Genomic DNA, 25,519 nt, shown 5'->3' on the forward strand with positions numbered 1-25,519 from the left:
TGACTCGGCACCCGAACTCCTTGGCCGCACGCATCGATCGTAGGTAATACCGCGACGCGCCCAGGATGAGGATTGGGTGACCCACCGCGTTAGCTGCTCAAACGACGCTCTTCTGCGTCTTCAGGATCTCAAGCTCGACCGCTCGAACCCGGTCGCGGGTTGCGTCATCGAGCTCATGCAGCATTCCTCCGGAACCATCCGCTACACCCAGAACACGTTTGGGATCACCGATCGAATCGACTACTACATCTCCCGCCTGACCAAGCTGTCCACTAGACACAACTGGATGACCGCCGAGTGCGGTTCGACCCATCATTTCTCGCACTAAGGTCCGACCCGCTATCAGTGATGCGACCTCCGCGGCGAGAGCACCCCGCATATCGACTCGCAACATCAGCAGCCCGCGTTCGTCACCAGCGATGATCGCTCGTCCACTCACGGAACCTAGAGCGCTGTCGAGGACGAACCCTCCTCGATCGACCTGCTCCACCATCTGCTCGGTGATTCTGCCGTTCTCGAACGCACATCCGATGAGCCCCGTCACTCCTGCCGCCGCGCGGGCCGGCTCTGGTTCAGTAGTGATACGTGTGATTTCTCGCTCAACGAGGGGAAGGCCTAGCAGCGCGGAGCGGGCACCTGTCAACGTCTCGTGAGAAGCACCAGTTAGCACGAGATCCGCGCCGAGTTCCGCCAGCCGCGTGCATATCTTCATCGCGATGGAGTTCCACCCGAATAATGCGATCCTCGCGTAGCGGGGATCACCGACGAGTTCCTCGACCTGGATACATGCCGCCCGCGCCCACACGTCAGTGTCTTTGTAAAAGAGCAGTTCGGATTCGGTGATGAGTGACGTAGAGACCGATCTAAAGTCGGGATCCTGAGCATCATTACGTTCCGTATCGACGAGGACGATGTCGACGCGCCCGTCGATCGCCCGCAGGATCTCTCGCAGAGCGGCCTCGTCACAAACCTCGGCGCTTGCGATGACATAAGCAAAATTCGACTGGATGACCCGCGAGATGGAAGTTTTGGCGGAGGGCGAGATGGGTGCGACGATGTTGAAGACGGAAGGCTTACCAGACTTTTTCGAGAGAGCGACGAGCCGTCCAACCACTTCACCGATCGCAGCGGTTGCAGGTTTTGCACTGATACCTGACCAATCCCGCGGGACAACCACGGTCTGATTAATCCTTTGGCTCATCCGCGCCTCGGTCAGTTGCTTCGCGAGGTCTTGAATCAGGTCGTCTGGTGCGTGCACCCGATCATGAGCGCAAAGGTCGACGATCAGCTCCCGAGGGTCGACCTGATATTCATCCGCGTACCGGAGGACCTTTCCGAGGAAACTTGAGTGGAAGTGTGCGAACCCTGATGTGATGCTGAGTGGGTCGTGCTTGTGATGATCGACCATCGGGCGGACCACAGAAGCAGCCGCATCCATGAGTGCATTCGCATTGAGCCCTAGGTCGATACCTGCTCGCCTGAGGACGAGAACGAGGATCTCCGTGATTGCGTTGCCGGCGCTTCGACCCATCCCAGCGAGTGAGGCATCAACAACCGTTGCTCCCGACTGGACCGCGGCGAGCGTGTTCGCTATGGCGAGGCCTAGGTTGTCATGGCCGTGGAACCCGAGCCTGATCTCGGCGCATCGGTCCAATACGGCGGCCGAGTAATCTCGCACGTCCGCAGGAAGCATCCCGCCCGACGAATCAACGACAGATACGATGTCCGCCCCGGCCTTTTGGGCCTGCGCCGCGCGCTCTCCCAACTCGGTTGCCGAGACTGCGTACGACTTCATGAAGTTGGCCGAGACCACGAGCCCGAGCGACTTAGCGAACTCTATATACGGGAGGGCGTCCTCCGCTTCTGTAACGTTGGTCCCTACTCGCAAAAAGCCGATTCCCGCTCGCGCGGCCATCTCGATGTCTGATTGTCTGCCGATCCCGGGTATGAAGAAGACGCCACAGCTCGCTGCCTTAACAACGGCCAGTGCCGCTTCTATGTAGGCAGCGTCTGAGTCAGCGGCCCGGTGCTCCGTCGCTTCTGACGCGTTCAAGCCTAGGCCGTGCCCGACTTCGATCAGCTCTACGCCGGCATCGTCGAGGGCAGCAGCGATCACAGCGGTATCTCGCGCTGTGAACTGGAAGTCGACGACGTAGCTACCATCCCGAATGGTCGTGTCCAGCAACTGAACGGCTGGTTTTGTCAAAGTGGCGCCCTCAGTTCTGTTCTTAGATTCGTCTGCACGATACTGCGCGGTCTCATATTGCCGAAGCTGACCCTGCGAATTCTGACAGTGTGATGTAGCGCAGCTGCTTTCCAGCATCAGCAACTATGCGGTTTAGCGTTTGCAGGTTCGCTTCCAACACGTGTTGGTCTGGGGAGAACAGCGGGTGCGTTTGCTGGCCCAAGAGCTCATGAGCGTGGGTGATCGTCACGAGGTGGTTGTGGTGTGGAATCCATCTTCTCACTGCTGTCTTGAAGATCTCGGGCCAGTAAACGAGGTTCAGGTAGCGCTTTACGCCTGGCTCGGTGTCATGCGGGGCCGGCACAGGCACAACGGACATTGGAACTTCTAGGATGCGGAATGCTGGACCTCCAGGGACGCGATAGTCGCGGTGGGATGGATGGTAAGGATGATCTGGAGTAGAGGTCCAGTCTTTGATGCTGTCTTCCCACCGGTAAACCGGGCGGGGAATCGCGCTCGAGTCCACGCTGAACCCCAACCTGTCGACGACCTCCATCGTCTTGTTCGTGTGGAAGCCCCATCCCATACGACACGCCTCCAGTTCGAAGCCGTCGAGCTGGGCGGCGACTTGCTCTAGTTCGCTCACCATCAGTTCTTCGTTGGTGTTCTGGATCCACCGGCCGTCGATCCGCGAGTACGAGTGTGGATGCCATCCAAGCTCGTGGCCGTTGGATGCCACCTGACGTAATTCCTGTTCGTACTCGACGAAGATGTGGTCGGCTCTGCCAAACAGTTGCTCGAGCTGGTGATCAGCGCGCACGAAGACGGTGGCCCGGAAATCTGGGATAGCCACCCGGAGTCGCTCTAGCTGCCTGCGCCAGGCGGGCATCTCCGATGCAACTGATGAGCTGGTGGCGCTGATGAGGTCGACGTCGATCGTGACGCAGACCAAAAGTTCGCGCTCCTCGGTAGTCATTGATGTCGGCCTGCTGTTTAATTCGGGTTGAAGATCTGTTTGCATGCTTCCACTACGCGTTCCGCTTCGTTGTCACTTAGCGCGGGGTACAGCGGGAGGGAAAGCGTCCTCGAAAAACATTGCTCCGCTCCTTCGAAATAGGTGGCATCCGGGAATTCGCGATGAAGCAGAGCGTCGACCCCTCGCCGAACGTGCACTCCCCGCCGCTCGAATTCCCTCCGCAAGGCTTCGAACTTCCCGTCGACTTGCACCGGAAACCGGAAGAAGATGCTCCGATGTCTGACATGGTGTGGCAGGTCCAGCGGTAGGCCAGCCAGCTCCTCGAAATAGAACTCTGCCAGCTGCTGCCGTCTCGCGAGGAACTCTGGATATCGCGATAGCTGTGCCAATCCGAGTACCGCCTGTAGATCCGACATCTTGCAGAGCGACGAACCGGCGCCTGTAGGAGCATTCCGAAGCTGTTCGCCTACCGAACGGTCGCTCGTTACAGCCATTCCCCCTTCGCCGGTGCACAGGAGCTTTGTTGCGTTGAAGGAACAGAATGCGGCGATGCCGCGTCTACCCAGCATCACTCCGTCGTCACGTCCCCCCAACGCCTGCGCTAGATCTTCGATGACTGGGACGCCCAAGCGGATGAGTTCGTCAAGCCCAGCGCTGATTCCGAACATGTGAACCGCGACGACCGCTTTCGTGGCAGACGACAGTCGACCACGCACGGATTCAACGTTGAGGCACCAGTCTGACGACACGTCGCAAAGAACAGCGCACGCGCCTGTGGAAACGATGGCGTCGCGGACCGCATGGCAAACGTACGTTGGCACGATCACTTCGTCTCCGCGGCCGATCTTCAATGCCTTCAGGAGGAGGAACAGGGCACTTGTACCCGAGTCCGTTGCGGTCGCAGTCGTCATCCCGAGTGACTCACGGAGCGCGGTCTCGAAAGCGGTTCGTTTGGTTCCGGCCGCCAGCAAACCTGATTCCAGCGCTGCCGTGACCGCCGCGTTGTCGTCTTCGGTTATGCAAGCCTTCGAGTGACTGATCACCGGCCGAATGATAATTGCGCCATGAGCACTATCGAGGAGAGGTCGCGCCTTGATCTTGCGGCGATCACGTTCGACATCGACTGGGCGCCGGACTGGGCAGTCATCCGGTGTGGCGAGATCTGTGAGCGGTACGGTGTGGAGGCGACGTTTTTTGTCACCCATCCGTCGGACACGCTGAACGCTCTTCGGGACCATCCATTGTTCGAGCTTGGGATCCATCCAAACTTCCTAAGCGGCTCGTCCCACGGTGATACTCCAGAGGAGGTCATGGAGCACTGTCTCGCGCTGGTCCCAGAGGCGAGCTCGATGAGGACCCACTCGCTTGTCCAGTCGAGCCCGCTATTCGCCTTCATAACCCAGGCCTACCCGCAGATCCAAACGGACGTCTCCCTACTCCTCCCCGGGCACCCGAACCTTCGCCCCGTCGATCTGTACTACGGACCCTCACGCCGCCGTCTTACCCGCTGCCCGTATTACTGGGAAGATGACGAGTACGCGGTGCGGCCAGGGGCGACCTGGGGATCGGCGCCGCAGTCCTCGCCAGGCTTGCGCATCTACGCGTTTCATCCGAGCCTCGTCTGCCTCAATATCGTTACGCTTCGGAACTACTGGGAGCTAAAAGCGAGTCTCGCGGACAGACCGATGTCCGAAGCATCCGAAGAAGATTTCAGACCCTATGTCTCCGAAGGTGAAGGTGTTCGGACGTTTTTGGAGGCGCTTCTCGAGTCCCTAGCTCCGTCCACTTTCGCCCGTATCTCCGAGATCACGCGCAGACACCGCGACACCGTGCTACGCCTGTGACTCACGCGCGGCACGGGCGCCAGCTTCCTCCTGTAGCACGCTTGCGTCGTCGTGACCAGGGCTCCGTTGATCTCCCATCAGAAACGTGCGGCACCACTGCTCGAACGACATCAGCGACCAGATCAGAAGTCGCCGGTTCTGGCGTCCGCCGAAGTGATCCTCCACGAGCTCCTGCACGACCCGGCGGTCGAGGAACTCATAGATGACCGCGGATCGCTCGAACAATGTCCGGCGTACGTAGTTGATGCTCTCGCCTCGGAACCAGCTCGCGTCTGGAGCCGAGAATCCCTGCTTGGCGCGGGCGCTTACCTCATCCGGTATGTAGCGGGTCATCGCCTTCCTCAGGAGTAGCTTTCCGTCCTGCGTCTTCTCGAAGAATCGTTGCGTCTTCGGCCCGGGTTCGTTCTCATTAAGACGGATGATCTCGCCGAGGTTGCCGAGCTTGAGGTGCACGGGAACCCGCTGCGCGAAATCGACGAGGTCGTTGTCCAAGAAGGGGACGCGGGTCTCCAGGCTGTGCGCCATCGACAGCTTGTCGTCGACCAGGAGGAGGCCGTGCAAGAAAGTCTTCGCCTCGAAGTAAAGGGAATGGTTTATGTAGTCCTCCGGGCGGGTTAGCTCAGCGGCGTGCGTGGTGAAAACGTCGCGAAGGATGTCTCGGGTCCACACCGCCTTCACGTCGCTCTCGATCGGCTGGAAGAGCTTCTGCAGCATGGCGTTCCCCATGAGTCGCTGCCAGAAGACGTAGTACTTGTCGATGTAATGCTCGAAGTCGTCGTTCACGACGGCGCGGTAGTAGCGCCAGGGGTAGCCGCCGAAGAGCTCGTCGCCGCCGGATCCGGAGAGGACAACCTTCCCGAACTTGCTTGCCAGCTGTGCAGCGTAGAAGTTTGGATAGCTCTGCCCCACGCGCGGGTCTTCTAGATGCCACGTCAACCGCGGCATTACCCGCTCTAGGTCGCCCGCCTTCAACACCATCTCGTAGTGCTCGGTCTTGAACAGGTACGACATGTATTCCGCGCGCTCGCGTTCGTCGAAGGTGATCTCGATTCCGGAGATCGAGTGCATGTCGAAGCCGACGGTGAACGTGCGCAAATCTCGGATCTGTTGGGCAGCGACCGCGGTGATGGAACCCGAGTCCATCCCACCGCTGAGATAGGCGGATACCGGAACGTCGGCGACGAGCTGTCTCGTAACGGCTTGTCGGAACAAGCGGTCGAGCTCCTCCAGGTACTCCCTGGGGTCCTGCGAATCTTCGGGGTCGCGGAAGTCAAAGTCCCAGTAACGCTCCACGCGCGGCTCAGTGCTGCGTTGCGAGTCGATCGTCAGGTGGCACCCGGCCGGGAGGAGACGGATCCCCTCGAAGAGCGTCTTGTCGGTGAACAGATTCTGGAACGTGAAGTATTCGAGAAGGGCTTCGCGGTCGAGGTCGACGGGGCAACCAGGATGAGCAAGAAGTGCTTTGATCTCTGACCCGAATAAGAACGTGTCTCCGCGAGTCGTGTAATAGAGGGGCTTCACGCCGTAACGATCGCGAGCCAGGGTTAGTGATCTTTCTCGCCGGTCCCACAGGGCGAAGGCGAACATGCCGTTGAAGCGGTCGAGCGCCCCGATCCCCCACTGTGCGAGGGCATTGAGGACGACTTCGGTGTCGGAATCGGAGTGGAACCTGCGTCCCAGTGCTTGGAGCTCGATGCGCAGCTCCCGGTAGTTGTACAGCTCGCCGTTGTAGTTGATGACGAACCTGCCGTCACGCGTGACCATCGGCTGATGCCCGCCGTCGGAGAGGTCGATGATGGCCAGCCGACGGTGCCCGAAGCCGAGTTCCCCGTCGGTGAAGAAGCCCTCGCCGTCGGGCCCGCGATGAGTGATCGCGTTCGTCATCTTTCGCAAGATCACGGCGGACGCAGGCTCGCGGTCGAGGTTCAAGATGCCTGCTATCCCGCACATCTCTCAGGCTCCCAGCGTGCGCAAGGTCGCGACGACATACTCGTAGTCGCGCTCGCTCATCCGGTTGTGGAGCGGGATCGCGAGAGTGTTCTCAGCACAGTCACGTGCTACCGGGAGGTCATCGTCCTCGAGGCCGAAGCGGTCCTGATAGAAGCTCAGCGTATGCACCGCATGGGTGCCAGCGCGCGTCGAGATGCCCTTCGACTGGAGGACTTCCATGATCTCGTTACGTGACATTGGAGCTTCATCCGGATCGATATAGCAGACGAACGCCTGCCATCCGTGCCGTCCCGTCTCCGGTACGGGTGGCGTGCGCAGCCACGAAATGTCCGCGAGCTCGCGCCGGTAGTACTGAGCCCACGCGTCTCGTTCGTCGAGCAGCCGGTCGAGCTTGCCGAGCTGAACAAGGCCGATTGCGGCTTGGATGTCGGTCATCCTGTAGTTGAAGCCGGCGAAGTCGAAGCTCGGCAACAGGTAGGGCTTCGGCCCGACGTGCCTCGCCTCCTCCGAGATCGAAGCGCCGTGGTTGCGAAGGACGCTCGCACGATCCGCCAACGATGTGTCGTTGGTCGTGACCATGCCGCCTTCCCCTGTGGTGATCGTCTTGCGCGGGTGGAACGAGAAGCAGGCGACCTCGCCCAACGCGCCTGCGGACCGATCACCGAGGGCGGCGCCGACCGCGCAGGCGGCGTCCTCGATGATGGCCACGTCGGTCGGAAGAACCTGCCGTAGCCCCGGGACGTCGGCGCACAAGCCGAACATGTGAACCGCCATGACGGCGCGGGTCCGCGGCGTCACTCGCTGCTCCGCCTCTTTCGGGTCGATGTTGTACGTCTCCCGATCCACGTCGACCAGAACCGGCGTTGCTCCTGCGTGAACGACCACGTTCGCGGTCGCTATCCACGTGAAAGACGGCACCATCACCTCGTCTCCGGGTCCGATTCCTAGTGCCTCGACCGCGAGGTGTAGCGCTGCGGTGCAAGAGGTGACCGCGATGGCGTGTGTGACTCCGTGACGCGCCGCGAACGCCTCCTCGAACGCCGCTACCTTTGGCCCCTGCGTCAGCCACCCCGACTCGAGAGGTTCGCGCGCAGCGCGCCATTCCTCCTCGCCAACGCTCGGTGAAGCGATCTGGATCCGTCGGTCGTTAGTCATCGCGGGATGCTCGGCGACGCGCTTCCACCTGCGACTTGTGAGAGGCCCGCCAGTCGATCAAGGCGCGAAGTCCTTCGTCTAGATCGACCTCCGCTTTGAAGCCGATCTCGGCGATCGCCTTGTCGGGGCTGCCGATGCGGTTCTTGACGAACGTCATGCCGCCAGGCTCGGTCACGATCGGCACGTCAGTTTCGGTCAGCCGCACGATCATCTCGGCAAGCTCTCTGATCGTCGTGCGCCGCCCGGTTCCGACGTTGTAGAACTCGTCGCTTGTGTCTGCCTTCATAGCGTTCACGTTCGCCGTTGCGCAGTCACCGACATAGACGAAGTCGTAGGCTTGACTTCCGTCGCCGTACATCTTGATCGGCTCCCCGCGGTCGATCGCGTCCAACATCTTCATGATCACCGCTATGTAGGCACCGCGATAGTCCTGGCGAGGTCCGTAGACGTTCATGTAACGCAAGCCGACGTAGGGGAGGCCATAGCGGTGGTGCATCGCACGCGCCATCGCCTCGCCGGCGATCTTCGTGGCCCCGTAGAAGTTGGTGTTGTTGAATGGGTGGTCCTCGGTCATCGGTTCCTCGACGGCATCTCCGTAGACGGACGCGGAAGACGAGTAGACGAGGCGATCGACGCCTGCGGCGATGCACGCTTCGAGGACGTTGAAGGTGCCCCGGATGTTGACGTCGAACGCGGCTCGTGGGTAGTCGTAACACTGCAACAGCCAGAGGGCCGAGAAGTGGAACACGCCGTCAGCGCCACGCAGGGCACTTTCGAGGATGTCGCTCTGCGTGATGTCGCCGCCCGCTTCGAACACCCGCACGCGTGGGTCGTGTAGCGCGTCCTCGATGTTCTCCAGCGTGCCGCGGACGAAGTTGTCGAAGATGACGACTTCTTCGACGTCTTCAGAGACGAGAGCGTCGACGGTATGCGAGCCGATCAAACCGGCTCCGCCGATCACGACGAGCTTCTTCCCCCGGATGTCCAAACGTCCAACCTTTCATCGTGTATCCCTCTGCACCGCGCCTCGTCCTGCGCCCAAGCGCGCCGCGAGCGTTCACAAGCACTCCGTCGATTCTGAACGAGTTTCGCACCCGCGGAGTTGTCCTGCGCGCCGAGGCACGCCTTGCGCACCACCAGACGCGTTATCTCGTGCGCTAGGTGGCTGCGCCCAGGACCGCGTTGCAGATGCGTTCGTGCGTGGGCTCGTCTAGGTACGGGTGCATCGGCAGGCTGAGGACCTCGGTCGCGAGCCGCTCTGACACCGCCAACTCTCCCGGCGCCGTCGGGAATGAGCGGTAAGCAGGCTGCCGGTGAAGTGGCACTGGGTAATAAACGGCCGTGGGAACACCCGCTTCCCGCAGAGCCACGGCGACGTGGTCCCGGCGCGGGACCCGCACCGTGTATTGCGCCCATGCCGACGTCACGCCTTCCGGCACCGTCGGCGTCTGGATTCGCTGGCTGAGGACCCTCGTGTATCGCTCCGCGACCTTCGCTCGCGCCAGCAGCTCGTCGGGGAAGATGCGTAGCTTCTCGAGTAGGACGGCCGCCTGGATCGTGTCGAGGCGACCGTTTATCCCGAGGAGCACGTTCTCGTACTTGTGCGATCCCTGTCCGTGCACGCGCAGTGATCGTAGGCGAGCCGCGATGTCAGGATCATTCGTGAAGATGGCACCGCCGTCGCCGTAGCAGCCGAGAGGCTTCGCGGGGAAGAAGCTCGTGGTGGAGACCGGCGCGAGGGTTCCGACGGCGCGCTCGCCGAGGGTTGCACCGAACGATTGCGCCGCGTCCGCGATCACCACGAGGTCGTGAGCGGTTGCGATCTCGACGATTTCGGCGTAGTCGGCGGGCAATCCGAACAGGTCGACGGGGATCACTGCACGCGGCCGCAGTCCCGCGGACGCACCTAGCGCCTCCTTCAGGCTTGCCGGGTCGAGGTTGAACGTGTCCGGGAGGACATCCACGAAGACGGGCGTCGCCCCGACGAGTGGGATCATCTCGGCCGTCGCCGCGAAGGTGAACGACGGGACGTAGACGGCATCACCGGGTCCGATCTCCTGCGCGAGGAGAGCGAGAAGCAACGCGTCGGTCCCGCTCGCGCAAGTCACCACCTCTGCCGCCCCGGAGAAGTCAACGAGCTGGCGCTCGAGCTCGAAGACGTCTGGCCCCATGATGAACTGGCCGTGCTCGATCACGGCCGCGATCGCATCGATCAAGCCGTTGCCGAGACGGCGTCGCTGCGCTTCCAGGTCGACGAATGGGAGCGCGCTCGTGGTCTCAGGCATCGATGATCTCGATCAATTCACCGTCACGTTCCTCATAACGACGGGCGGTGGCGGGACACACGAGGTCGGGTCCCAGGCGCTCACCATGGTGACCGACCCATGCGATACGGCGCGCGGGGTTCCCGACCACGAGCGCGTGCGGCTGCACCGGATGCACGACCACGGCGCCAGCTCCGACGAAGCTGTATGCGCCGATCTCGTTGCCGCAGACGATCGTCGCATTCGCACCGATGGTGGCGCCGCGGCGAACCACGGTAGGGAGGAACTCGTCCTTCCGTTCGATCTCCGCGCGTGGTGACATGACGTTCGTGAAGACGGCCGAGGGGCCGCAGAAAACGTCGTCCTCCAGGGTCACCCCCTTGTAGAGGCTGACGTTGTTCTGGATCTTGCACCCGTTGCCGATCGAGACGTCCGGCCCAATCATCACGTTCTGGCCGATAGTGCATCCGGACCCGATGCTGGTACCGGTGAGGATGTGGCTGAAATGCCAGATCCTCGTGTCCCCGCCGACCACCACCCCTTCGTCCACGATGCTGGTCGGATGGACCAGCGCGCCACCCGGCTGCTCGACGAGCTCGCCGCCTCTCGACCGTGCGCCGGTCACTCCCGTTGCTCCGCGGATCGCATCGACCGCTCCGCAGCCTCGAGCACGCGTAGAACTCGTGTGCCCTCGTGTCCGTCCGTCAGTGGCGGCGTCCGCGTGACGACGCAGTCGATGAAGTGAGCGCACTCTTGAAGCAACGGCTCCCGTTGCGGAATATCGATATCGCGCCCGTCGGTTTTCCGCGCTTCAGGCACACCTTCGCGCCAAGCGACCTCGTGTTCGTACACCCGCAGCTTTGACGTCCAAGGTTCGCCATCATCGAAGACGGCCATCGCCTGAGCACCGATTACGACGAGCTTCTGCTCCTTGAAGGGGTGGAGCCATGAGACGAACACGTGTGCCGCCTGCCCCCCCTGAAACGATAGGTGCGTCGTAGTCACGTCCGCGATCTCCTGCTGCAGGTACGAGGCGCTGATTGCCGTAACGACGTCGGGTTCCGCGCCTACGAGGGTGAGGATCATGGAGATGTCGTGCGGGGCGAAGCTCCACAGGATGTTCTCGACGCGCCGAAACCGGCCGAAGTTGAGGCGGTTGGAGTAGATGTAGCGAAGCTCCCCCAGCGCGCCACGCCTCACGAGCGACTCGAGCTCGATGAACGCTGGGTGATAGCGGAGCAGGTGTCCCACCATCAGGACCCGATCGGCTGCGGCAGCGGTCTTCGTGACCTGTTCGGCGTCTCCGACGTGCAGGGCGAGTGGCTTCTCGACGAACACGTCCTTCCCCGCCTCCAGAGCCGCAACTGCAAGCTCCGCATGGGTGGCAGGCGGGGTCGAGATTGCAACGGCATCGATCGTTGTATCAGTGAGGATTGCATCCCACGACTTCGCCTCGGCGCCCGTAGAGGCTGCCGCCAGCTCCGCGGCGCCCCGTTCCTCGTCGTGCACGGCGCCGAGCGCGCCGAGGGCGGCGAAGTTACGGACGAGGTTCGCCCCCCAGTAGCCGCAGCCCACGACCGCCACGCGCGGCGTGTCCTGTGGCCCGCGTCGCGGGTCTGCAATCATCTCGGTCCCTCCACCGCCGCGTCGTGTGCGCCGCGTCTCGAACTCGGTTCCAGCCTAATCTCGCCGCCGCTCTCGCACGACCCCAGACGCCAACGTTGTCAGATGTTCTGTCGGAAGGAACGCGCTCGTTGTCTCATCGGTTCGACCGCGTTCGGCAGCAGCTCGTGGCGGTTGAACCACAGGAGGCTCGCGAATGTGATGGCGGCGTCGAGGAGGACCGATCGGCGTCGGCCGAGGCGCACCGCAGCATCCCGCGCAGCGAGCCCGCAGCGCCAGCTAACTGTCGCCGTAGGGAACCGCTCGATCTTCGAGAACGACTGCGCCTGTGCGCGATCGGATCCTGACTTCGGTTCGCTGCTCCCGTTGTACATCGTTGCCCCTGGGACTTTGATGATTTCGCCGGACAGCATCAGATACGTGACCAGCGGCCAGTCGGGACTAACGGTGTGGTCGTACCATCCGAAGCCCTCGAGGATCCCGCGCCGGAAGAGTCCCTTCATCTCGTAGCCTCCGTGGCGGTTCTTCCACAGTCGCCGCCAGGCAGATCGGCCGTACGTCCCGAAGTCGTAGTACGGGAACGGGACCGCGTCGCTCAACCCGTCGTAGTCGGTAAACGCGACGATGTCGCCGAAGGCGAGGACGGCCTCAGGAGTAGCCTCGAGCGCAGCGACGAGTTTCGGAACGAACTCGACATCGAGGAGATCGTCGTCCGCTAACCAGGCGAAATACTCACCCGTAGCAAGTTCCCAGACCGCGCGATGGTTCTCGAGTGACGTCAGTGGGCGGGGCTGGCGGACGTAGCGAACACGTTCGTCCTGGGCAGCTACTGAGGACACGATGTTGGCGGTTGCGTCCTCCGAAGCGTTGTCCGAGATCACGATCTCGAGGTTCGGGTAGGTCTGGCGCCGAGCAGAGTCGATCGCCAACGGGAGTGTCCGCGCTCTGTTCCGTGTCGGGATGCCGATGCTGACGAGGGGCTGCGTGGTCAACGTCGTTCAAGCACCCGCGCGTAGACGGCACGTTCATGGGCCGCGAGCACGTCCGGCGACATCATCTCGAGGCATCGCAGACGAGCGGCCGCGCCAAGACGATCTGCCCGGTCGGGGTCCCGGGCAAGCTCGGCAAGCGCGGCCCCCATGGCGTCGGCGTCTCTGTACGGGACGAGGATCCCCGTCTCACCGCTTTCGATGAGCTCGCCGTGCCATTCCACGTCGTACGCCACTATAGGGCGACCGCTGAGTGCCGCCTCAACGAGCGCACGACCGGCAAGCGGCGCCAGTATCACACTCGCTCCACGCATCGCCGCACGTACCTCATCCTGGTTCCGCGCGCCCGCGAACACGACCGCGTCTGCGATCCCATGATCGGCGGCCGCGCGTTCGAGCTGCGATCGCATCGACCCGTCACCGACCGCGAGCAGACAAACGTCTTCGCCGGCGCGCCGCGCCACCGCCACCGCCGTCAGCGCATCCTCAGGATGCTTGACCGGTTCTAACCTCCCGACCATCACCGCGACCGTGCGCCCGCTCAAGCCGAGGGAAGGCAGGAAGTCAGGCTCGTGGTCCGGAGGCGCGAAATGGGATGGATCCACCCAAGAACCGTAGCGGAAGACAGTTGCGCGGTTTCGGCGCGCTCCGTTGCCCAGCGCGTACGCGAGGTTGTTCTCGTTGGCAGCGGTGACTAGATCAGCCCGCCGGAGAACGGCGCATTCGATCGTCTTCTCGATACGGCGGCTTCGCAGTAACCGTGGGTATGCCGGCTTCCCGGTCACGTGGTGTATCGCGTCGTAGTTAGCGGCAATCTTGACGACCAGGGGCCGGTGGTGCAGCCGCGCTAACAGAAGTCCAAGGATGCCGAGGTAGTAGGGGTCGCCGACGCGGATCATGCTGATGCGGTCCTTCCTGATGATGCGGGTCAGGCGCAACAACAAGGCGCCCTGCGCCAACAGCAGGTTCAGAGCTGGGAGCGACCGAAGGACGGTGGTCAAACCCACGTGCCCCTCGACGAACGTGTGGCCCGGCGCGACCTCGACTGTCCGCGGGGGACCTATCGACGATGGTTCAGGTTCGTCGGGATCTGCGCCCGTGAGGGGATTCACGTGCCACACGTGCTCGAACCACCCCTGGACATCGCTAGAGATCAACTCGTGGTGGAGCCTGCGCGACTGGATGACGTGAAGCGAGTAGTCGCCCTCTATCGTGAGCAGCCGACGTCCGGCATCGTGTTCGTGACGCCGACGCCGGACGAACGGGATGTCCCACCTCATCGCGCAGGATCGTAGGCCACGTGCGCCATAGCGTTCGGGCATAACGATGTCGATGTATGACTTGCAGACGGCCACTCCCCGCTTGTGCTACAGGAGGAGACATGACAAAGCTGGTGACGACTGTCGTGACAGACGCCGTACGACCGCGGCGTCAGGTTGTGACGGCTGCGCGGTGATCTCCAGCGTGCTCGTCACGGGCGCGACCGGTCTCCTCGGCAGCGAGGTCATCTCTCGCCTTGGATCTCGTCGCGTCTACGCGGCTGCTCGGCACGCCGGGACAGCGGCAGGGGGTGTTTCCTGGGTCCAGCACGATTTTCGCAGCGAGCAGCCCCTAGAGCTTCCACCGGACACGGATGCGGTCGTCCATCTAGCGCAGTCGACCCGGTTTCGGGAGTTCCCAGAGGGTGCCCAAGACATGTTCGACGTGAACTTACGAAGCACCGCGCAACTACTAGACGCCTCCTCGCGAGCAGGTGTTCGCCGGTTCGTCTTTGCGTCAACGGGAGCGGTGTACCGTCCGAGCGACAATCCTTTGCGGGAAGAAGATGAGCTCGAAGATCCCCCGTCGTCGTACTACGTGGCGGCGAAGAGGGCTGCCGAGCTTCTAGTGGGGACGTACAGCGCGTTGATCCCGACGACGATCCTCAGGTTCTTCTTCGTCTACGGGCGGAAGCAGCGGGAGGACATGTTGCTCCCACGACTGGTGTCCATGGTCAGCGAGGGTCGTCCGGTGCTGTTGCAAGGCGACGACGGGATCCGGCTCAACCCCATACACGTCTCCGATGCCGCCGCGGCAGTCGTCGGCGCGCTTGATCTCACCGGCGATCACCTCATGAACGTGGCTGGGTCAGAGACAGTCTCTATACGAGAGCTCGCGTGCGCGATCGCGACGGCGCTCGGCAGGGTCCCGACGTTCGAAAGACTCGACGGCGGATCGACAGGCAACCTCGTCGCGGATATCTCGCGGATGAGCGCACTGCTGACGCGGCCGAAGACGCCGCTTGCTGAGGGCGTTCGGGATCTGTGCGCGCCGTGAGTTGCTGGCCCGCGAGCTCCCCTACTTGCTCGACTCGAGGTACGTCACCTTGTCCTCTTCTTGTGTCTGTTCGAGCTCCTCTAGGGCGGCGCGGTCTTCTTCGTAGACCGGGACTCTGAACAGGAGCCAACCGAAGAAGACGCCTAGCGCCACGACGAAGCCGAGGAGCATGTAGGCGACCTGAGGGGTGGCCCGGGAGATGACGAGACCCAGCCAGCCGAGGCACAAGCCCGTCCAGTAGAGCAGGCGGACCGTGGTCTTCACTGGGAGGCCGACCTGCACGAGGCGGTGCGAGACATGGTCGCGGTGCCCCAAGAAGAGCTTGCGCCCGTGGCGGGCACGGCTCAGCGTGACGAGCGTGGTGTCCAAGATCGGCAGACCGAGCACGATCACCGGGATCAGGAACGTGACCCGAACGAGGTTCTCGAAGCGCAATTCGATGCCGATGATGGCGAGGAGGAATCCGAGGAAGAGAGATCCGGCGTCACCCATGAACACCCGCGCCGGATGCCGGTTGTGCCCGAGAAACCCGAGCGACGCACCGCCCAGGGCCGCCGCGATCACTGCGAGCTCGGGGAGATCACCCAGCGCGCCCATGACCGCGAATGAGAGCGCACCGACGCCCGCGAGACCGGCAGACAGCCCGTCCATGTTGTCGAGGAGGTTGAAGGCATTCGTGATCCCTACGATCCAGAGGACGGTGATGAAGACGTTGACTGCGTCCGACGGCGTTGCCTGAACCCTGAACCCGACCTGCCACGCAGCGAGTGCGGCGGCGACCTGGACGATGAAGCGTCCCGATCGAGGAAGGGGTCGGATGTCGTCGGCGAGGCCGACGAGTCCCAGCACGACCGCTATAGCAAGGCCCAGAGCGAACTGTGCTACAGGTTGTGGAAGCGGCAGCTCCGGACGAAAGCCCATGAAGATCGATCCCGCTACGGTCCCAACGAAGATCGCCACACCCCCGAGGTAGGGGACGGCGGCGGAGTGTCTCTTGTGACCACCGGGGTCGTCTTGCGGGTGGTCGAGGATTCCCAGGCGCCGTGCCAGCTTGCTGGTTACCGGAGTGATTGCGAAGGCAGCCGCGTAGGCGACGATGAAGGCGCCGACGGTGAATTGGGTGGACATCTCTCTAGCTCCGTCCTGACTCCGCGGGACTGAACGTCCCCTCGCTCCGCCTCTGCCACCAGGCACGTACCTGTACTAGACCCAGCGTAGCGAGCAGCGCGACGACCCAGACGAACTCACCCCGATGTCGAAAAGCGGTACCGATGTTCCCCTCGGTGAGCGCGTAAGTGAGCAGCATTCCTCCTCCTACGAGGATCGGGAATGCCAGCACGCGCAGGTATCGGCGAGCAGCCCACAGCCCCGGCAGCGCGAGGGCCAGCAGTGGGTACCAGAGAACCGCATCGGTCCGCGCGAGCCGCATCGTCTGGCTACCGCTGGTCTCCCACGGCACCGGCTCGAACAACATGACCAAGATGCCTTTGGGAAGATGGATCAGGTCGGGGGCCAACTGCTCGGCGTCGGCGGTATCGTCGGCATGCGATTGGGTGGTGATTACGGCTGCGAGTCGCTCTCGCTCTTCGCGAGCCTGGGCCGCCCTCTGTCGAAGCCGACTTGCCCTTCGCTCTAGTTCCGTAGCGCGTTGCTGGAGTCGTTGCTCTTCATCAGGCGATGTCTTGGGGGAACTGATTTCTCGTTTGATCGTTCCCAGCGTGGCAGCAACCTCCACCACGCGACTTCGGACGAGCTGTTCTTTTGTCGTCAGTTCCGCCACGAGTGACGCCGGGTCTTCAACGAGGCCTCTCTCTTCAGCTCCCAACGCTTTGACGAACGCTGAATTGGCATCGATCGCATTCGCGGCACGCCGATACTCCAGCGACCCTGCGTTCTGTACGAGGTCCAGTCCGGCGGGGCCTAAGCCAATGAGCCACGGTGTTGCCACGGCGATGACCAGGCCTCCGAAGCCCCTGCGCCACCGGCTCTCTCGAGTACCTGCGAACGCGGCTGCTGCGATGGCCCAGGCGGCAACCACCGTCGTGTGCCCCCGCAGGTGGCCGAGGATGAATAGCAGCACCGCTGCTCCAACCCCCCACGCCACCAGCGAAGCGCCGTTCTTCCGGCCAGCGACGGCAACTACAACAGCCAGGGCCGCGAGGACGATCCAGACGGAGGTGTCCTTCAAGAGCAAGGCAGACCAGACCACCTGCGAAGGGAGGAATGCCAGCGCGACGCCGCCGATGAGCGCGATGCGGTCAGGAAAGATCTCGCGGCCTAGCGCAGTGACGAGCGCTGCGGTCCCTGCGCCTAGGAGCGCCACGTAGAGCTGGCCGACGATGTCGCTAGTCCCGAAGATCGAGTAGAGGACCGAGAGTGGCCCGGTGAAGGCGAACACGGAGACGAACAGGCCACGTGTCCCGGCGTCCCACACTTCGGTCCGCCCTTCGACCACCGCGGTGGCCATCGCCGAGTACGTCGAGTCGTCAAGGGCAAACGATTCCGTGTTCATCACGAACTCGAAGATCGCGAGAGCGCCGAGCCGCACCGCGAGCGCGATCAGGAAGGTAAACAAGACCGGCCGCCGCTCGATCACCGTGAGCGCTCCACGCGCAACTGCCCGCTCTCTTTCCGGGGCGGGCGTTGCGCGCGTTGTTTCCTGGTCGATCACCAGGCGACCGCGTATTTCATGTCGGATAGCCTCAAGGGGTCAGCTTAGCGGCGACTGAGTAGTCTCCGTGCGCCCAAACTCAAAGGCGCTCAGATGCACCCGGAGCTAGACGAAACGGCGGCGTCATGCGATATCTGATCACCGGCGGTGCCGGTTTCATAGGTTCTCACCTAGCCGATGCGCTCGTCGCGCAAGGTCACGAGGTGGTACTGCTCGACAACCTGTCGACCGGCACCCTTGGCAATGTCGCGCATCTCGAAGGGCGCGCCACCATGGTCCAAGGGAGCGTCCTCGATCCGCTCCTCGTCGACGAGCTTGTGGAAGAGGTCGCCGCCGTGGTCCATCTCGCCGCGGCGGTGGGCGTTCGGCTCATCGTCGACAAACCGCTCCGCAGCTTCATAACGAACATCAAGGGAACCGAGAACGTTCTCGAAGCCGCGCATAGATACCGTCGGAAGGTGCTCCTGGCGTCTACCTCGGAGGTCTACGGGAAGAGTCTCGGGGATCCTTTCAAAGAAGACGATGACCGGCTCCTCGGGAGCAACAAGGTTTCCCGGTGGGGCTACTCGACGTCTAAGTCCGTCGACGAGATCCTCGCCTTCGCCTACCACCGCGAGCGAGGGCTACCAACCGTCGTAGTGAGGCTGTTCAACACGGTCGGACCACGCCAGACGGGCGCTTACGGCATGGTGCTGCCACGGTTCGCGGAGCAGGCCGTGGCGGGCGACGCGGTGACGGTGTACGGCGACGGCCGTCAGACCAGATGCTTCTGTCATGTCGAGGACGTCGTCGCCGCCCTTCTGCGGCTGTTGGAGGCCGACGATGCAGAGGGCGACGTCTTCAACGTCGGCTCTACCGAGGAAGTGTCGATGATTGAGCTGGCGGACCGAGTGATCGCGGAGGCGGCTTCGGCATCTCCCGTGGAGCTGATCCCGTACGAGGACGCTTACGAGCAAGGGTTCGAGGACATGCGCCGTCGCGTCCCGGATATCTCGAAGATCGAGCGGTTGATCGGCTGGCGTCCGCAGAAGGACCTCGACCAGATCATCAAAGAGGTCGTGGCAGAAACGAAGGGGGCCCAAGCTCCGCGATGAAGGTGGTCATCCTCGCGGGAGGACGCGGGACCCGGATCTCAGAGGAGTCTCACCTGCGGCCGAAGCCCATGATCGAGATCGGTGGCAAACCGATCCTCTGGCACATCATGAAGGGCTACGCCCAGCACGGACTCGTCGACTTCGTCATCTGTCTCGGGTACCGCGGCTACATGATCAAGGAATATTTCGCGAACTACTTCCTTCACGGTTCCGACGTCACCGTTGACATGCGTACGAACCAGATCCAATACCACGACGTACGCAGCGAGCCCTGGAACGTGACCTTGGTAGACACAGGTGAGGCGACGATGACGGGCGGGCGGGTTCTCCGTGTCCGGCGGTATCTCGATGATGACGAAGACTTCTGTCTGACGTACGGCGACGGCCTGGCCGATATCGACGTCGCAGCTCAGATCCGCTTCCACCAGCAACAGCAGCGGCTCGTGACGATGACCGTCGTGCGTCCTCCAGCGCGATTCGGTAGATCGGTCGTCGACGGCGGACGTGTCGTGGCGTTCGAGGAGAAGCCGCAGGCAGCAGGCGGACTAATCAATGGCGGCTTCTTCGTGTTGTCCCCTGCGGCGCTGGATCTCATCGAGGGTGACGAGACGCCATGGGAAAGTACGCCGCTTCAGAAGTTGGTGGCCATGGACCAGCTGTCGGCGTGGGAGCACGCCGGCTTCTGGCAGCCGATGGACACCCTCCGGGAGAAGGAGCTGCTGGAGGAACTATGGAGGGCGGGCCGCGCGCCGTGGAAGACCTGGGACTAGACGCTGCGGCGTGGCGGGGGAAGCGGGTTCTAGTAACGGGTCACACAGGGTTCAAGGGAGCCTGGCTCTCACTCTGGCTCGAGATGCTGGGCGCAAACGTGACCGGTCTATCGCTTGCTCCAGAGAACCCTGAGGGCGCGTTCGAAGCCTTGGCTCCGTGGACATCGCTCCACTCGTACGTCGAGGACATCCGCGACGCAGAGATCGTCGCTACCGTGATGGAGGAGGCGGAGCCGGAGATCGTATTTCACCTCGCAGCGCAATCACTTGTACGGCGCGGATACTCCGACCCGGTCTCGACATACCAGACGAACGTTCTGGGGACGGTGAACCTGCTGGACGCGATCCCGCGAGCGCCAGGCGCCCGAGGGGTGGTGGTCGTAACGACCGACAAGGTGTACCGGGGGGATGACGCCACCGCGCCCTTCCGCGAGGGTGACCCTCTGGGAGGAGCGGATCCTTATAGCAACTCGAAGGTGTGCGTTGAGCTCATCGTCGAGGCGTGGCGTCATAGCTTCCTCGGTGAAGGTCAATGTCGGGTCGTGACGGCGCGAGCAGGAAACGTGATCGGTGGCGGTGATCAGGCGCCCGATCGGCTCGTGCCCGACGTTTTTCGTGCATTGGCGGCGGGAGAGCCCGTTCGGCTGCGGCACCCTCGGGCGGTGAGACCATGGCAATTCGTCCTCGAGCCACTGCTCGGATACCTGCTTCTAGCGCAGCGTCTGCTGCAGGACGGTAAATGCCCCAGCGCGACCAACTTCGGGCCTTCTGAGGAATCGTGGAGGCCGGTCGCGGAGATCGTGGACTACGTTCTCGATGCCTGGGGAAGCGGCTCATGGGTGCAGGACGAGCGTCCAGCGCCGCGCGAAACCTCGGAGCTGCGCCTTGACTCCTCGCTGGCGCAGCGGGAGCTGCAATGGCGCGAACGGTTGGATCTTCCGACCGCGCTGGACTGGACGATCGACTGGAGACGGAACCAGGTGGACGAAGCGGACATGCGGTCCTTCTCGATGCGGCAGGTCGATCGTTTCCAGGAAGAGGCTCCACGTGGATCGTGAGCAGCCGCATTGCCGCGGGTGTGGAGCTGTCCTGACGCTGACCTTCCTGGACCTGGGGCAGATGCCGCTCGCGAACGCGTATCCCCGATCGGAGGCTGACGCACGGGAGGAGAAGCGATATCCCCTCCACGTGCGGATCTGTGACAGGTGCTTCCTGGTCCAGCTCGATCAGGTCGTCTCGCCGAGCGTGCTCTTCGAGGACTACGCCTACTTCTCTTCATATTCCGAGACCTGGCTAGAGCACTCGAGGAGGTTCGCAGACTGGGCCGTCGGGACGTTTGGGTTGACGCACGAGAGCTCCGTGATCGAGGTCGCGAGCAACGACGGCTACCTACTGAAGCACTTCGTCGCGTTGGGCATCCCCGTTCTCGGAATCGAGCCGGCGGCGAACGTCGCGGCCGCGGCGATAGACGCGGGTGTGCCGACCGATATCAGGTTCTTCGGCCGTTCGGTCGCTGAGGATCTCGTCGGCAAGGGCTACCGCGCAGATCTTCTGGTCGGTAACAACGTCATCGCGCACGTCCCCGACCTCAACGACTTCGTTGCCGGTCTGGCGATATTGCTCGGGGACCGGGGTGTGGTCTCGCTGGAGTTCCCTCACCTACTGCGTCTCGTCGACCAGGTGCAGTTCGACACCATCTACCACGAGCACTTCTGCTACTTCTCGCTCCTGTCACTCGAGTCGGTGCTGAGACGCCATGGACTCGAGGTCTTTGACGTCGTCGAGCTGCCGACGCACGGGGGAAGCCTGCGAGTCCTGGTTTCTCGTAGCGGAGGCGGCCGCGCCGTGTCGCCGCGCCTTGTCGGTGTCCGGAACGCCGAGGCTGACGCTCGCTTGCACGAGCTCCGGACCTATGACGCCTTCAAGAACCGGGTGGAGACATGTTGCCGATCCCTGCGTGACTTCCTTGCATCCGCGCGTGCAGGTGGCAGCTCTGTTGTTGCCTACGGCGCGGCGGCGAAGGGAAACACCCTCTTGAACCACTGTGGCGTAGGGACAGATGACATCGCCTACGTCGTGGATCGGAGCCCGCACAAACAGGGTCGGTTACTACCGGGTTCGCACCTGCCGATCCACGCGCCTGAGAAGGTGCGGGAAACTCGGCCCGACCACCTCTTGTTGCTGCCGTGGAACCTCAAGGACGAGATCATCGAGCAGATGAGCTTCATCCGCGGGTGGGGCGGGCGTTTCGTGGTTCCTATCCCGGTGACACAGGTGCTCGATTGATCTTCCACGAGACGCCGTTAGCGGGCGCGTACGTGATCGACATCGAACCCGCCCCAGACGCTCGCGGTTTCTTCGCGCGCATATTCGCGGAGGATGAGTTCGCTCGGGAGGGCATCGAGTTCCGGCCGCTTCAATGCAGCATCTCGTACAACGCCCGCGCTGGAACGTTGCGCGGGTTGCACTACCAGGCACCACCGCACTCGGAAGCCAAGCTCGTTCGCTGCACCAGGGGAAGGATCTTCGACGTCATCGTGGACCTACGTGAGGCATCGCCGACGTTTGGTCGATGGGTCTCCGCAGAGCTTACGGACGCGAACCACCGTGCTCTGTACGCGCCGGAGGGATTCGCCCATGGGTTCGAGTCGCTCGAGGATGGATCCGAGGTGCTCTACATGATCTCGAGCGGGTACAACCCCGCCGCGGCGCGCGGGATCAGGTGGGACGATCCGACGCTTGCCATCAACTGGCCCGCTCCACCGGTTCTCGTCTCGAAGAGAGACGCAGATCTTCCGGGCTTCGGTCGGTGATACCGACCGCGCCCGCCGCCAGACCTCCACGATGGCACCAGCGGGAGAGGACTGGTCGTGCCAGACGATCGCGCTGAGTTCGAACGTTCTCGACGTGAGCATGCCGCCGCTCTAGCTAACGATGAAGCCGCGCAGCGCCTCGCTCATCAGCTTTTCGCTGCCTCTGACCGGCACAACTACTCGTATCTCTGGGACTGGCTCGGGATGCCGATCATCCAGACGCCCGCCGACATCGTCACGCTCCAGGAGATCGTCTGGAACACGCGACCGGACGTGATAGTCGAGCTCGGGATCGCCCGCGGCGGCTCTTTGATCTTCTACAGCTCGATCCTGCAGCTGATCGGGCGCGGCCGCGTCATCGGCGTTGACATCGACATCCGCGAGCACAACCGTCGTGCTATCGAGGCACACCCGCTCAGCGGAAGGGTGACCATGATCGAGGGATCATCGATCGACGCGGATGTAGTGCGCAGGGTGAGATCAGAGCTGACGGCGGATGACGAGGTCATGGTCGTCCTCGATTCGAATCACACTCATGCCCACGTCCTGCAGGAGCTCCGCCTCTACGCGCCGCTCGTGACGACTGGTCAGTTCCTAGTCGTCGCCGACACCGTTGTGGAACACATCCCGGAGCAAGCTCACAGGCCGCGGGAATGGGGTCCCGGGAACAACCCGAAGACAGCGCTGACCGAGTTCCTGGCGGACTGCGACTCGTTCGAGATCGACCCATGGATCAATGGGAAGCTCCTCATCAGCAACTCACCGGGCGGGTATCTGCGGCGTGTGCAGCCTGCCTGACGCGACTACAAGTGGAAAGCGTTAGCTGCCGCTCATCCTCCTGATCTCAACTCTCACCTCGAACATCTCCTCGCCGTCTACGAACCATGCGGCCGGATGTGGCGGGAAGGTCCGGGCCCTGATGAGATTCAAGACTTCGCGCCCGCTGTAGCTCGCATCCAGATGGATTCTTGATGCGTCGTGCAGCTCTGCTCGCTTGTGCGATGTCGCACGCCGGTCATCTTGTGGGACGCGTGGGATGCGACCTTCGAGTATCGCCGCGTAACTCTCCTTGAACAGCAGGATCATCTCGCGCAGCGCCTTCTGGTAGAGGGAGCCACCCGTGTCCTCCCAGGTGACTGGGATCTCTCGTTGAAACGCGATCGGCCCCGTATCGACGCCCGGATCGATGAAGTGGAGCGTCACGCCAAAGGGTGTTTCCTCGACGATCGACCAGAAGTTGGGGTCCTTTCCGCGGCCGTACGGGAGGAAGCTGGGATGGAAATTAAGGATGCCTATCCTCGGGATCTGGATGATCTCGCTTCTGATGATGTGCGGCCACCAGGCGAGCACCCCGAGATCTAGATCGGCGCGTCGGAGTTGTTCGATCGTGTCTGCTGTGTTCAGTTCGCCGCCGTACAGGATTCGTGACTTCGGGAGCCGCGAGATCTCGATGATCTGCTGGTTCAATCCTTGGCGGTCCGCGGTGTCGAGGATCAGCATCGTGAGTTCCGAGCGGCCGCCGATGAAGCCCGCGATCTCGAGACCGACGCGGTCTGCGGCGAATAGAGCGATCCTGGTCGGCTTCAAGACACCCTGTCGAGGATCGAGAGAAGCATCTCGGAGACGTAATCCACGTCGGCTTCTGTCATCTTCAGAGGGGACGGCAGATTCAGTCCGCGGCTGCTGATCTCGTAGCTAGAGGTGTTGATTCTCCGTGCCTTCTCCGCCTGCATCGTGGCGGAGTAGGCAGGTATCGAGCTAAGCGGGTGGAAGAACGGCCGCGTATCGACGCCTTTTTCCCGCAGGGTCTCGAAGAGGGCCCGTTTGGACACCGAGATTGCCGGGTCGAGAAGGATCGTCGGCATCCAGTAGGAGTTCACCGTCTCCGCTGGTTCTGGGTTCAGCGTCAAACGTTGATCCGGCTCCAACCTGGCGCGATACCACTCGAAGATCTGCCGCTTTTTCTCTACGAGCTCGTGGATACGTTCGAGCTGCCCGAGTCCTAGGGCAGCCTGCACCGCGCTCATCTTGTACTTGAACGCGACCTCGCCGTTGAAAAACCAAAAGTCACCGGGTTGCCGGCCATGATCGCGGAGAACCAGCATCCGCTGGTAGAGGAGGTCGTCGTCGCAGACAACCATGCCACCCTCACCGGTCGTCAACGTCTTCGAGCCATGGAAGCTGAAGACCGACGCTGCCCCGAAGGCACCTGCTTTGCGGCCGTAATACTCGGAACCGATCGCTTCGGCAGCGTCTTCGATCACCTGGATGCCACTCCCGTCCAGAACCTCCAGCAGTCGGTTCATATGAGGCATGCCGCCGTAGAGGTCCACCGCGATGACTGCCTTTGTCTTTGTCGTAATTGCAGCCTGTACTGCTTCCGGTGAGATGCACCACGTTTCATCATCGATGTCGACGAAGACGGGGGTTGCACCGACGTAGTTGACGGGCGCGGCAGAAGCGATCCATGTTGCGTCGGGGACGATGACCTCGTCGCCGGGGCCGACACCGAGGGCGACGAGGCTGAGGTGTATGGCGGATGTGCAAGACGGCAGCGAGACCGCATGCTGTCGTTCGACATACGCCGCGAACGCAGTTTCGAAACGGTTATTGAACGAGTTTGCGTTCTGGTACCAGGCTGACGCCGCCGCTTCCGTGGCGTAGTGAACTTCCTTCTCAGTTATCCAGGGACCTGCCACGGGTATCCGTTCCAAGGTTGTATGTCGTGCCCTTAGGTCGCGTACTCGACTGATGGCGTGGAAGTTGTAGGCGGCGGCAGGACACTATGTCAACGGCGATCAACGTATTTCCGCGTTCAGCGACACGTGCCTTCAGGACCAAGGGTTCCCGCTGCCGTCGATTCACGACT

The 25,519-nt window shown here is 62.6% G+C and carries 23 protein-coding genes; 8 read left to right on the plus strand and 15 right to left on the minus strand.

What is annotated here, in order from left to right:
* Window positions 1-97: 97 nt before the first annotated feature.
* Genes M3N53_05695 through M3N53_05705 form a run of 3 tightly spaced genes read right to left on the minus strand, consistent with a single transcriptional unit; the run spans window position 98 to window position 4,204 of the window.
* A complete protein-coding gene (locus M3N53_05695) occupies window positions 98-2,206 on the minus strand; it encodes a hypothetical protein (GenBank protein MDP9067824.1) in 2,109 nt (702 codons plus the stop codon).
* A 52-nt stretch (window positions 2,207-2,258) separates the two neighbouring features.
* On the minus strand, window positions 2,259-3,161 hold the full coding sequence (locus M3N53_05700; protein ID MDP9067825.1) for a hypothetical protein: 903 nt from the start codon (window positions 3,159-3,161) through the stop codon (window positions 2,259-2,261).
* Between the two features lie 17 nt (window positions 3,162-3,178).
* Entirely contained in the window at window positions 3,179-4,204 is a 1,026-nt protein-coding gene (locus tag M3N53_05705; GenBank protein MDP9067826.1) for a DegT/DnrJ/EryC1/StrS family aminotransferase, read from the minus strand.
* A 21-nt stretch (window positions 4,205-4,225) separates the two neighbouring features.
* Between M3N53_05705 and M3N53_05710 the strand changes: the two genes are divergently transcribed.
* Window positions 4,226-5,005, plus strand: a complete 780-nt coding sequence (locus tag M3N53_05710; GenBank protein ID MDP9067827.1) for a hypothetical protein — start codon at window positions 4,226-4,228, stop codon at window positions 5,003-5,005.
* Here M3N53_05710 and asnB read toward each other — a convergent pair.
* The 8 genes from asnB to M3N53_05750 all read right to left on the minus strand — a co-directional run bounded on the left by asnB (window position 4,994) and on the right by M3N53_05750 (window position 14,266).
* Window positions 4,994-6,955, minus strand: a complete 1,962-nt coding sequence (gene asnB, locus M3N53_05715; protein MDP9067828.1) for an asparagine synthase (glutamine-hydrolyzing) — start codon at window positions 6,953-6,955, stop codon at window positions 4,994-4,996. The genes M3N53_05710 and asnB overlap by 12 nt on opposite strands.
* Before the next feature lie 3 nt (window positions 6,956-6,958).
* Window positions 6,959-8,110, minus strand: a complete 1,152-nt coding sequence (locus M3N53_05720; GenBank protein ID MDP9067829.1) for a DegT/DnrJ/EryC1/StrS family aminotransferase — start codon at window positions 8,108-8,110, stop codon at window positions 6,959-6,961.
* Entirely contained in the window at window positions 8,103-9,098 is a 996-nt protein-coding gene (locus M3N53_05725) for an NAD-dependent epimerase/dehydratase family protein (GenBank protein ID MDP9067830.1), read from the minus strand. Before M3N53_05725 ends, M3N53_05720 begins: the two co-directional genes overlap by 8 nt.
* A gap of 169 nt (window positions 9,099-9,267) precedes the next feature.
* Window positions 9,268-10,395, minus strand: coding sequence for a DegT/DnrJ/EryC1/StrS family aminotransferase (locus M3N53_05730; GenBank protein ID MDP9067831.1), 1,128 nt, complete (start codon window positions 10,393-10,395; stop codon window positions 9,268-9,270).
* Entirely contained in the window at window positions 10,388-10,945 is a 558-nt protein-coding gene (locus M3N53_05735) for an N-acetyltransferase (protein MDP9067832.1), read from the minus strand. The genes M3N53_05730 and M3N53_05735 overlap by 8 nt, the downstream gene beginning before the upstream one ends.
* Before the next feature lie 50 nt (window positions 10,946-10,995).
* Window positions 10,996-12,000, minus strand: coding sequence for a Gfo/Idh/MocA family oxidoreductase (locus tag M3N53_05740; GenBank protein ID MDP9067833.1), 1,005 nt, complete (start codon window positions 11,998-12,000; stop codon window positions 10,996-10,998).
* A gap of 98 nt (window positions 12,001-12,098) precedes the next feature.
* A complete protein-coding gene (locus tag M3N53_05745) occupies window positions 12,099-12,926 on the minus strand; it encodes a glycosyltransferase (protein ID MDP9067834.1) in 828 nt (275 codons plus the stop codon).
* Window positions 12,927-12,985: 59 nt separating this feature from the next.
* Complete coding sequence (locus M3N53_05750) at window positions 12,986-14,266, minus strand: glycosyltransferase family 4 protein (protein MDP9067835.1); 1,281 nt, start codon at window positions 14,264-14,266, stop codon at window positions 12,986-12,988.
* 172 nt (window positions 14,267-14,438) lie between these two features.
* On the opposite strand from M3N53_05750, the gene M3N53_05755 reads away from it, so the two are divergent.
* The gene (locus tag M3N53_05755; protein MDP9067836.1) at window positions 14,439-15,302 is read left to right on the plus strand and encodes an NAD(P)-dependent oxidoreductase; all 864 of its coding nucleotides are present in this window, start codon (window positions 14,439-14,441) and stop codon (window positions 15,300-15,302) included.
* A gap of 21 nt (window positions 15,303-15,323) precedes the next feature.
* Here M3N53_05755 and M3N53_05760 read toward each other — a convergent pair whose 3' ends face one another.
* Window positions 15,324-16,430 carry an undecaprenyl/decaprenyl-phosphate alpha-N-acetylglucosaminyl 1-phosphate transferase gene (locus M3N53_05760; GenBank protein MDP9067837.1) on the minus strand — a complete coding sequence of 369 codons (1,107 nt, stop codon included), beginning with the start codon at window positions 16,428-16,430 and terminating at the stop codon, window positions 15,324-15,326.
* Window positions 16,431-16,434: 4 nt separating this feature from the next.
* Complete coding sequence (locus tag M3N53_05765) at window positions 16,435-17,898, minus strand: hypothetical protein (protein ID MDP9067838.1); 1,464 nt, start codon at window positions 17,896-17,898, stop codon at window positions 16,435-16,437.
* A gap of 200 nt (window positions 17,899-18,098) precedes the next feature.
* Between M3N53_05765 and M3N53_05770 the strand changes: the two genes are divergently transcribed.
* Genes M3N53_05770 through M3N53_05795 form a run of 6 tightly spaced genes read left to right on the plus strand, consistent with a single transcriptional unit; the run spans window position 18,099 to window position 23,448 of the window.
* Window positions 18,099-19,067 (plus strand): GDP-mannose 4,6-dehydratase, encoded by a 969-nt coding sequence (locus M3N53_05770; protein MDP9067839.1) that lies wholly within the window; start codon window positions 18,099-18,101, stop codon window positions 19,065-19,067.
* Window positions 19,064-19,837 carry a glucose-1-phosphate cytidylyltransferase gene (rfbF, locus tag M3N53_05775; protein ID MDP9067840.1) on the plus strand — a complete coding sequence of 258 codons (774 nt, stop codon included), beginning with the start codon at window positions 19,064-19,066 and terminating at the stop codon, window positions 19,835-19,837. The genes M3N53_05770 and rfbF overlap by 4 nt, the downstream gene beginning before the upstream one ends.
* On the plus strand, window positions 19,798-20,895 hold the full coding sequence (gene rfbG / locus M3N53_05780) for a CDP-glucose 4,6-dehydratase (GenBank protein ID MDP9067841.1): 1,098 nt from the start codon (window positions 19,798-19,800) through the stop codon (window positions 20,893-20,895). The genes rfbF and rfbG overlap by 40 nt, the downstream gene beginning before the upstream one ends.
* On the plus strand, window positions 20,885-22,123 hold the full coding sequence (locus M3N53_05785; protein MDP9067842.1) for a class I SAM-dependent methyltransferase: 1,239 nt from the start codon (window positions 20,885-20,887) through the stop codon (window positions 22,121-22,123). Before rfbG ends, M3N53_05785 begins: the two co-directional genes overlap by 11 nt.
* Window positions 22,120-22,650, plus strand: a complete 531-nt coding sequence (gene rfbC / locus M3N53_05790; GenBank protein ID MDP9067843.1) for a dTDP-4-dehydrorhamnose 3,5-epimerase — start codon at window positions 22,120-22,122, stop codon at window positions 22,648-22,650. The genes M3N53_05785 and rfbC overlap by 4 nt, the downstream gene beginning before the upstream one ends.
* 51 nt (window positions 22,651-22,701) lie before the next feature.
* On the plus strand, window positions 22,702-23,448 hold the full coding sequence (locus tag M3N53_05795; protein MDP9067844.1) for a cephalosporin hydroxylase family protein: 747 nt from the start codon (window positions 22,702-22,704) through the stop codon (window positions 23,446-23,448).
* Between the two features lie 21 nt (window positions 23,449-23,469).
* Here the strand turns inward: M3N53_05795 and M3N53_05800 are convergent, their stop codons facing one another.
* Together M3N53_05800 and M3N53_05805 are read right to left on the minus strand one after the other, a co-directional pair.
* Complete coding sequence (locus M3N53_05800) at window positions 23,470-24,237, minus strand: hypothetical protein (protein ID MDP9067845.1); 768 nt, start codon at window positions 24,235-24,237, stop codon at window positions 23,470-23,472.
* Complete coding sequence (locus M3N53_05805; protein MDP9067846.1) at window positions 24,234-25,349, minus strand: DegT/DnrJ/EryC1/StrS family aminotransferase; 1,116 nt, start codon at window positions 25,347-25,349, stop codon at window positions 24,234-24,236. The genes M3N53_05800 and M3N53_05805 overlap by 4 nt, the downstream gene beginning before the upstream one ends.
* Between the last annotated feature and the right edge of the window lie 170 nt (window positions 25,350-25,519).

Source organism: Actinomycetota bacterium, assembly GCA_030776625.1.
Taxonomy (GTDB): Bacteria; Actinomycetota; CADDZG01; order CADDZG01; family WHSQ01; genus MB1-2.

Coding starts and splice junctions, on each gene's coding strand:
- M3N53_05700 (MDP9067825.1), bottom strand. CDS start 3,161: ATGACTACCGAGGAGCGCGAACTTTTGGTCTGCGTCACGATCGACGTC.
- M3N53_05710 (MDP9067827.1), top strand. CDS start 4,226: ATGAGCACTATCGAGGAGAGGTCGCGCCTTGATCTTGCGGCGATCACG.
- asnB (MDP9067828.1), bottom strand. CDS start 6,955: ATGTGCGGGATAGCAGGCATCTTGAACCTCGACCGCGAGCCTGCGTCC.
- M3N53_05720 (MDP9067829.1), bottom strand. CDS start 8,110: ATGACTAACGACCGACGGATCCAGATCGCTTCACCGAGCGTTGGCGAG.
- M3N53_05730 (MDP9067831.1), bottom strand. CDS start 10,395: ATGCCTGAGACCACGAGCGCGCTCCCATTCGTCGACCTGGAAGCGCAG.
- M3N53_05740 (MDP9067833.1), bottom strand. CDS start 12,000: ATGATTGCAGACCCGCGACGCGGGCCACAGGACACGCCGCGCGTGGCG.
- M3N53_05750 (MDP9067835.1), bottom strand. CDS start 14,266: ATGAGGTGGGACATCCCGTTCGTCCGGCGTCGGCGTCACGAACACGAT.
- M3N53_05760 (MDP9067837.1), bottom strand. CDS start 16,430: ATGTCCACCCAATTCACCGTCGGCGCCTTCATCGTCGCCTACGCGGCT.
- M3N53_05770 (MDP9067839.1), top strand. CDS start 18,099: ATGCGATATCTGATCACCGGCGGTGCCGGTTTCATAGGTTCTCACCTA.
- rfbF (MDP9067840.1), top strand. CDS start 19,064: ATGAAGGTGGTCATCCTCGCGGGAGGACGCGGGACCCGGATCTCAGAG.
- rfbG (MDP9067841.1), top strand. CDS start 19,798: ATGGAGGGCGGGCCGCGCGCCGTGGAAGACCTGGGACTAGACGCTGCG.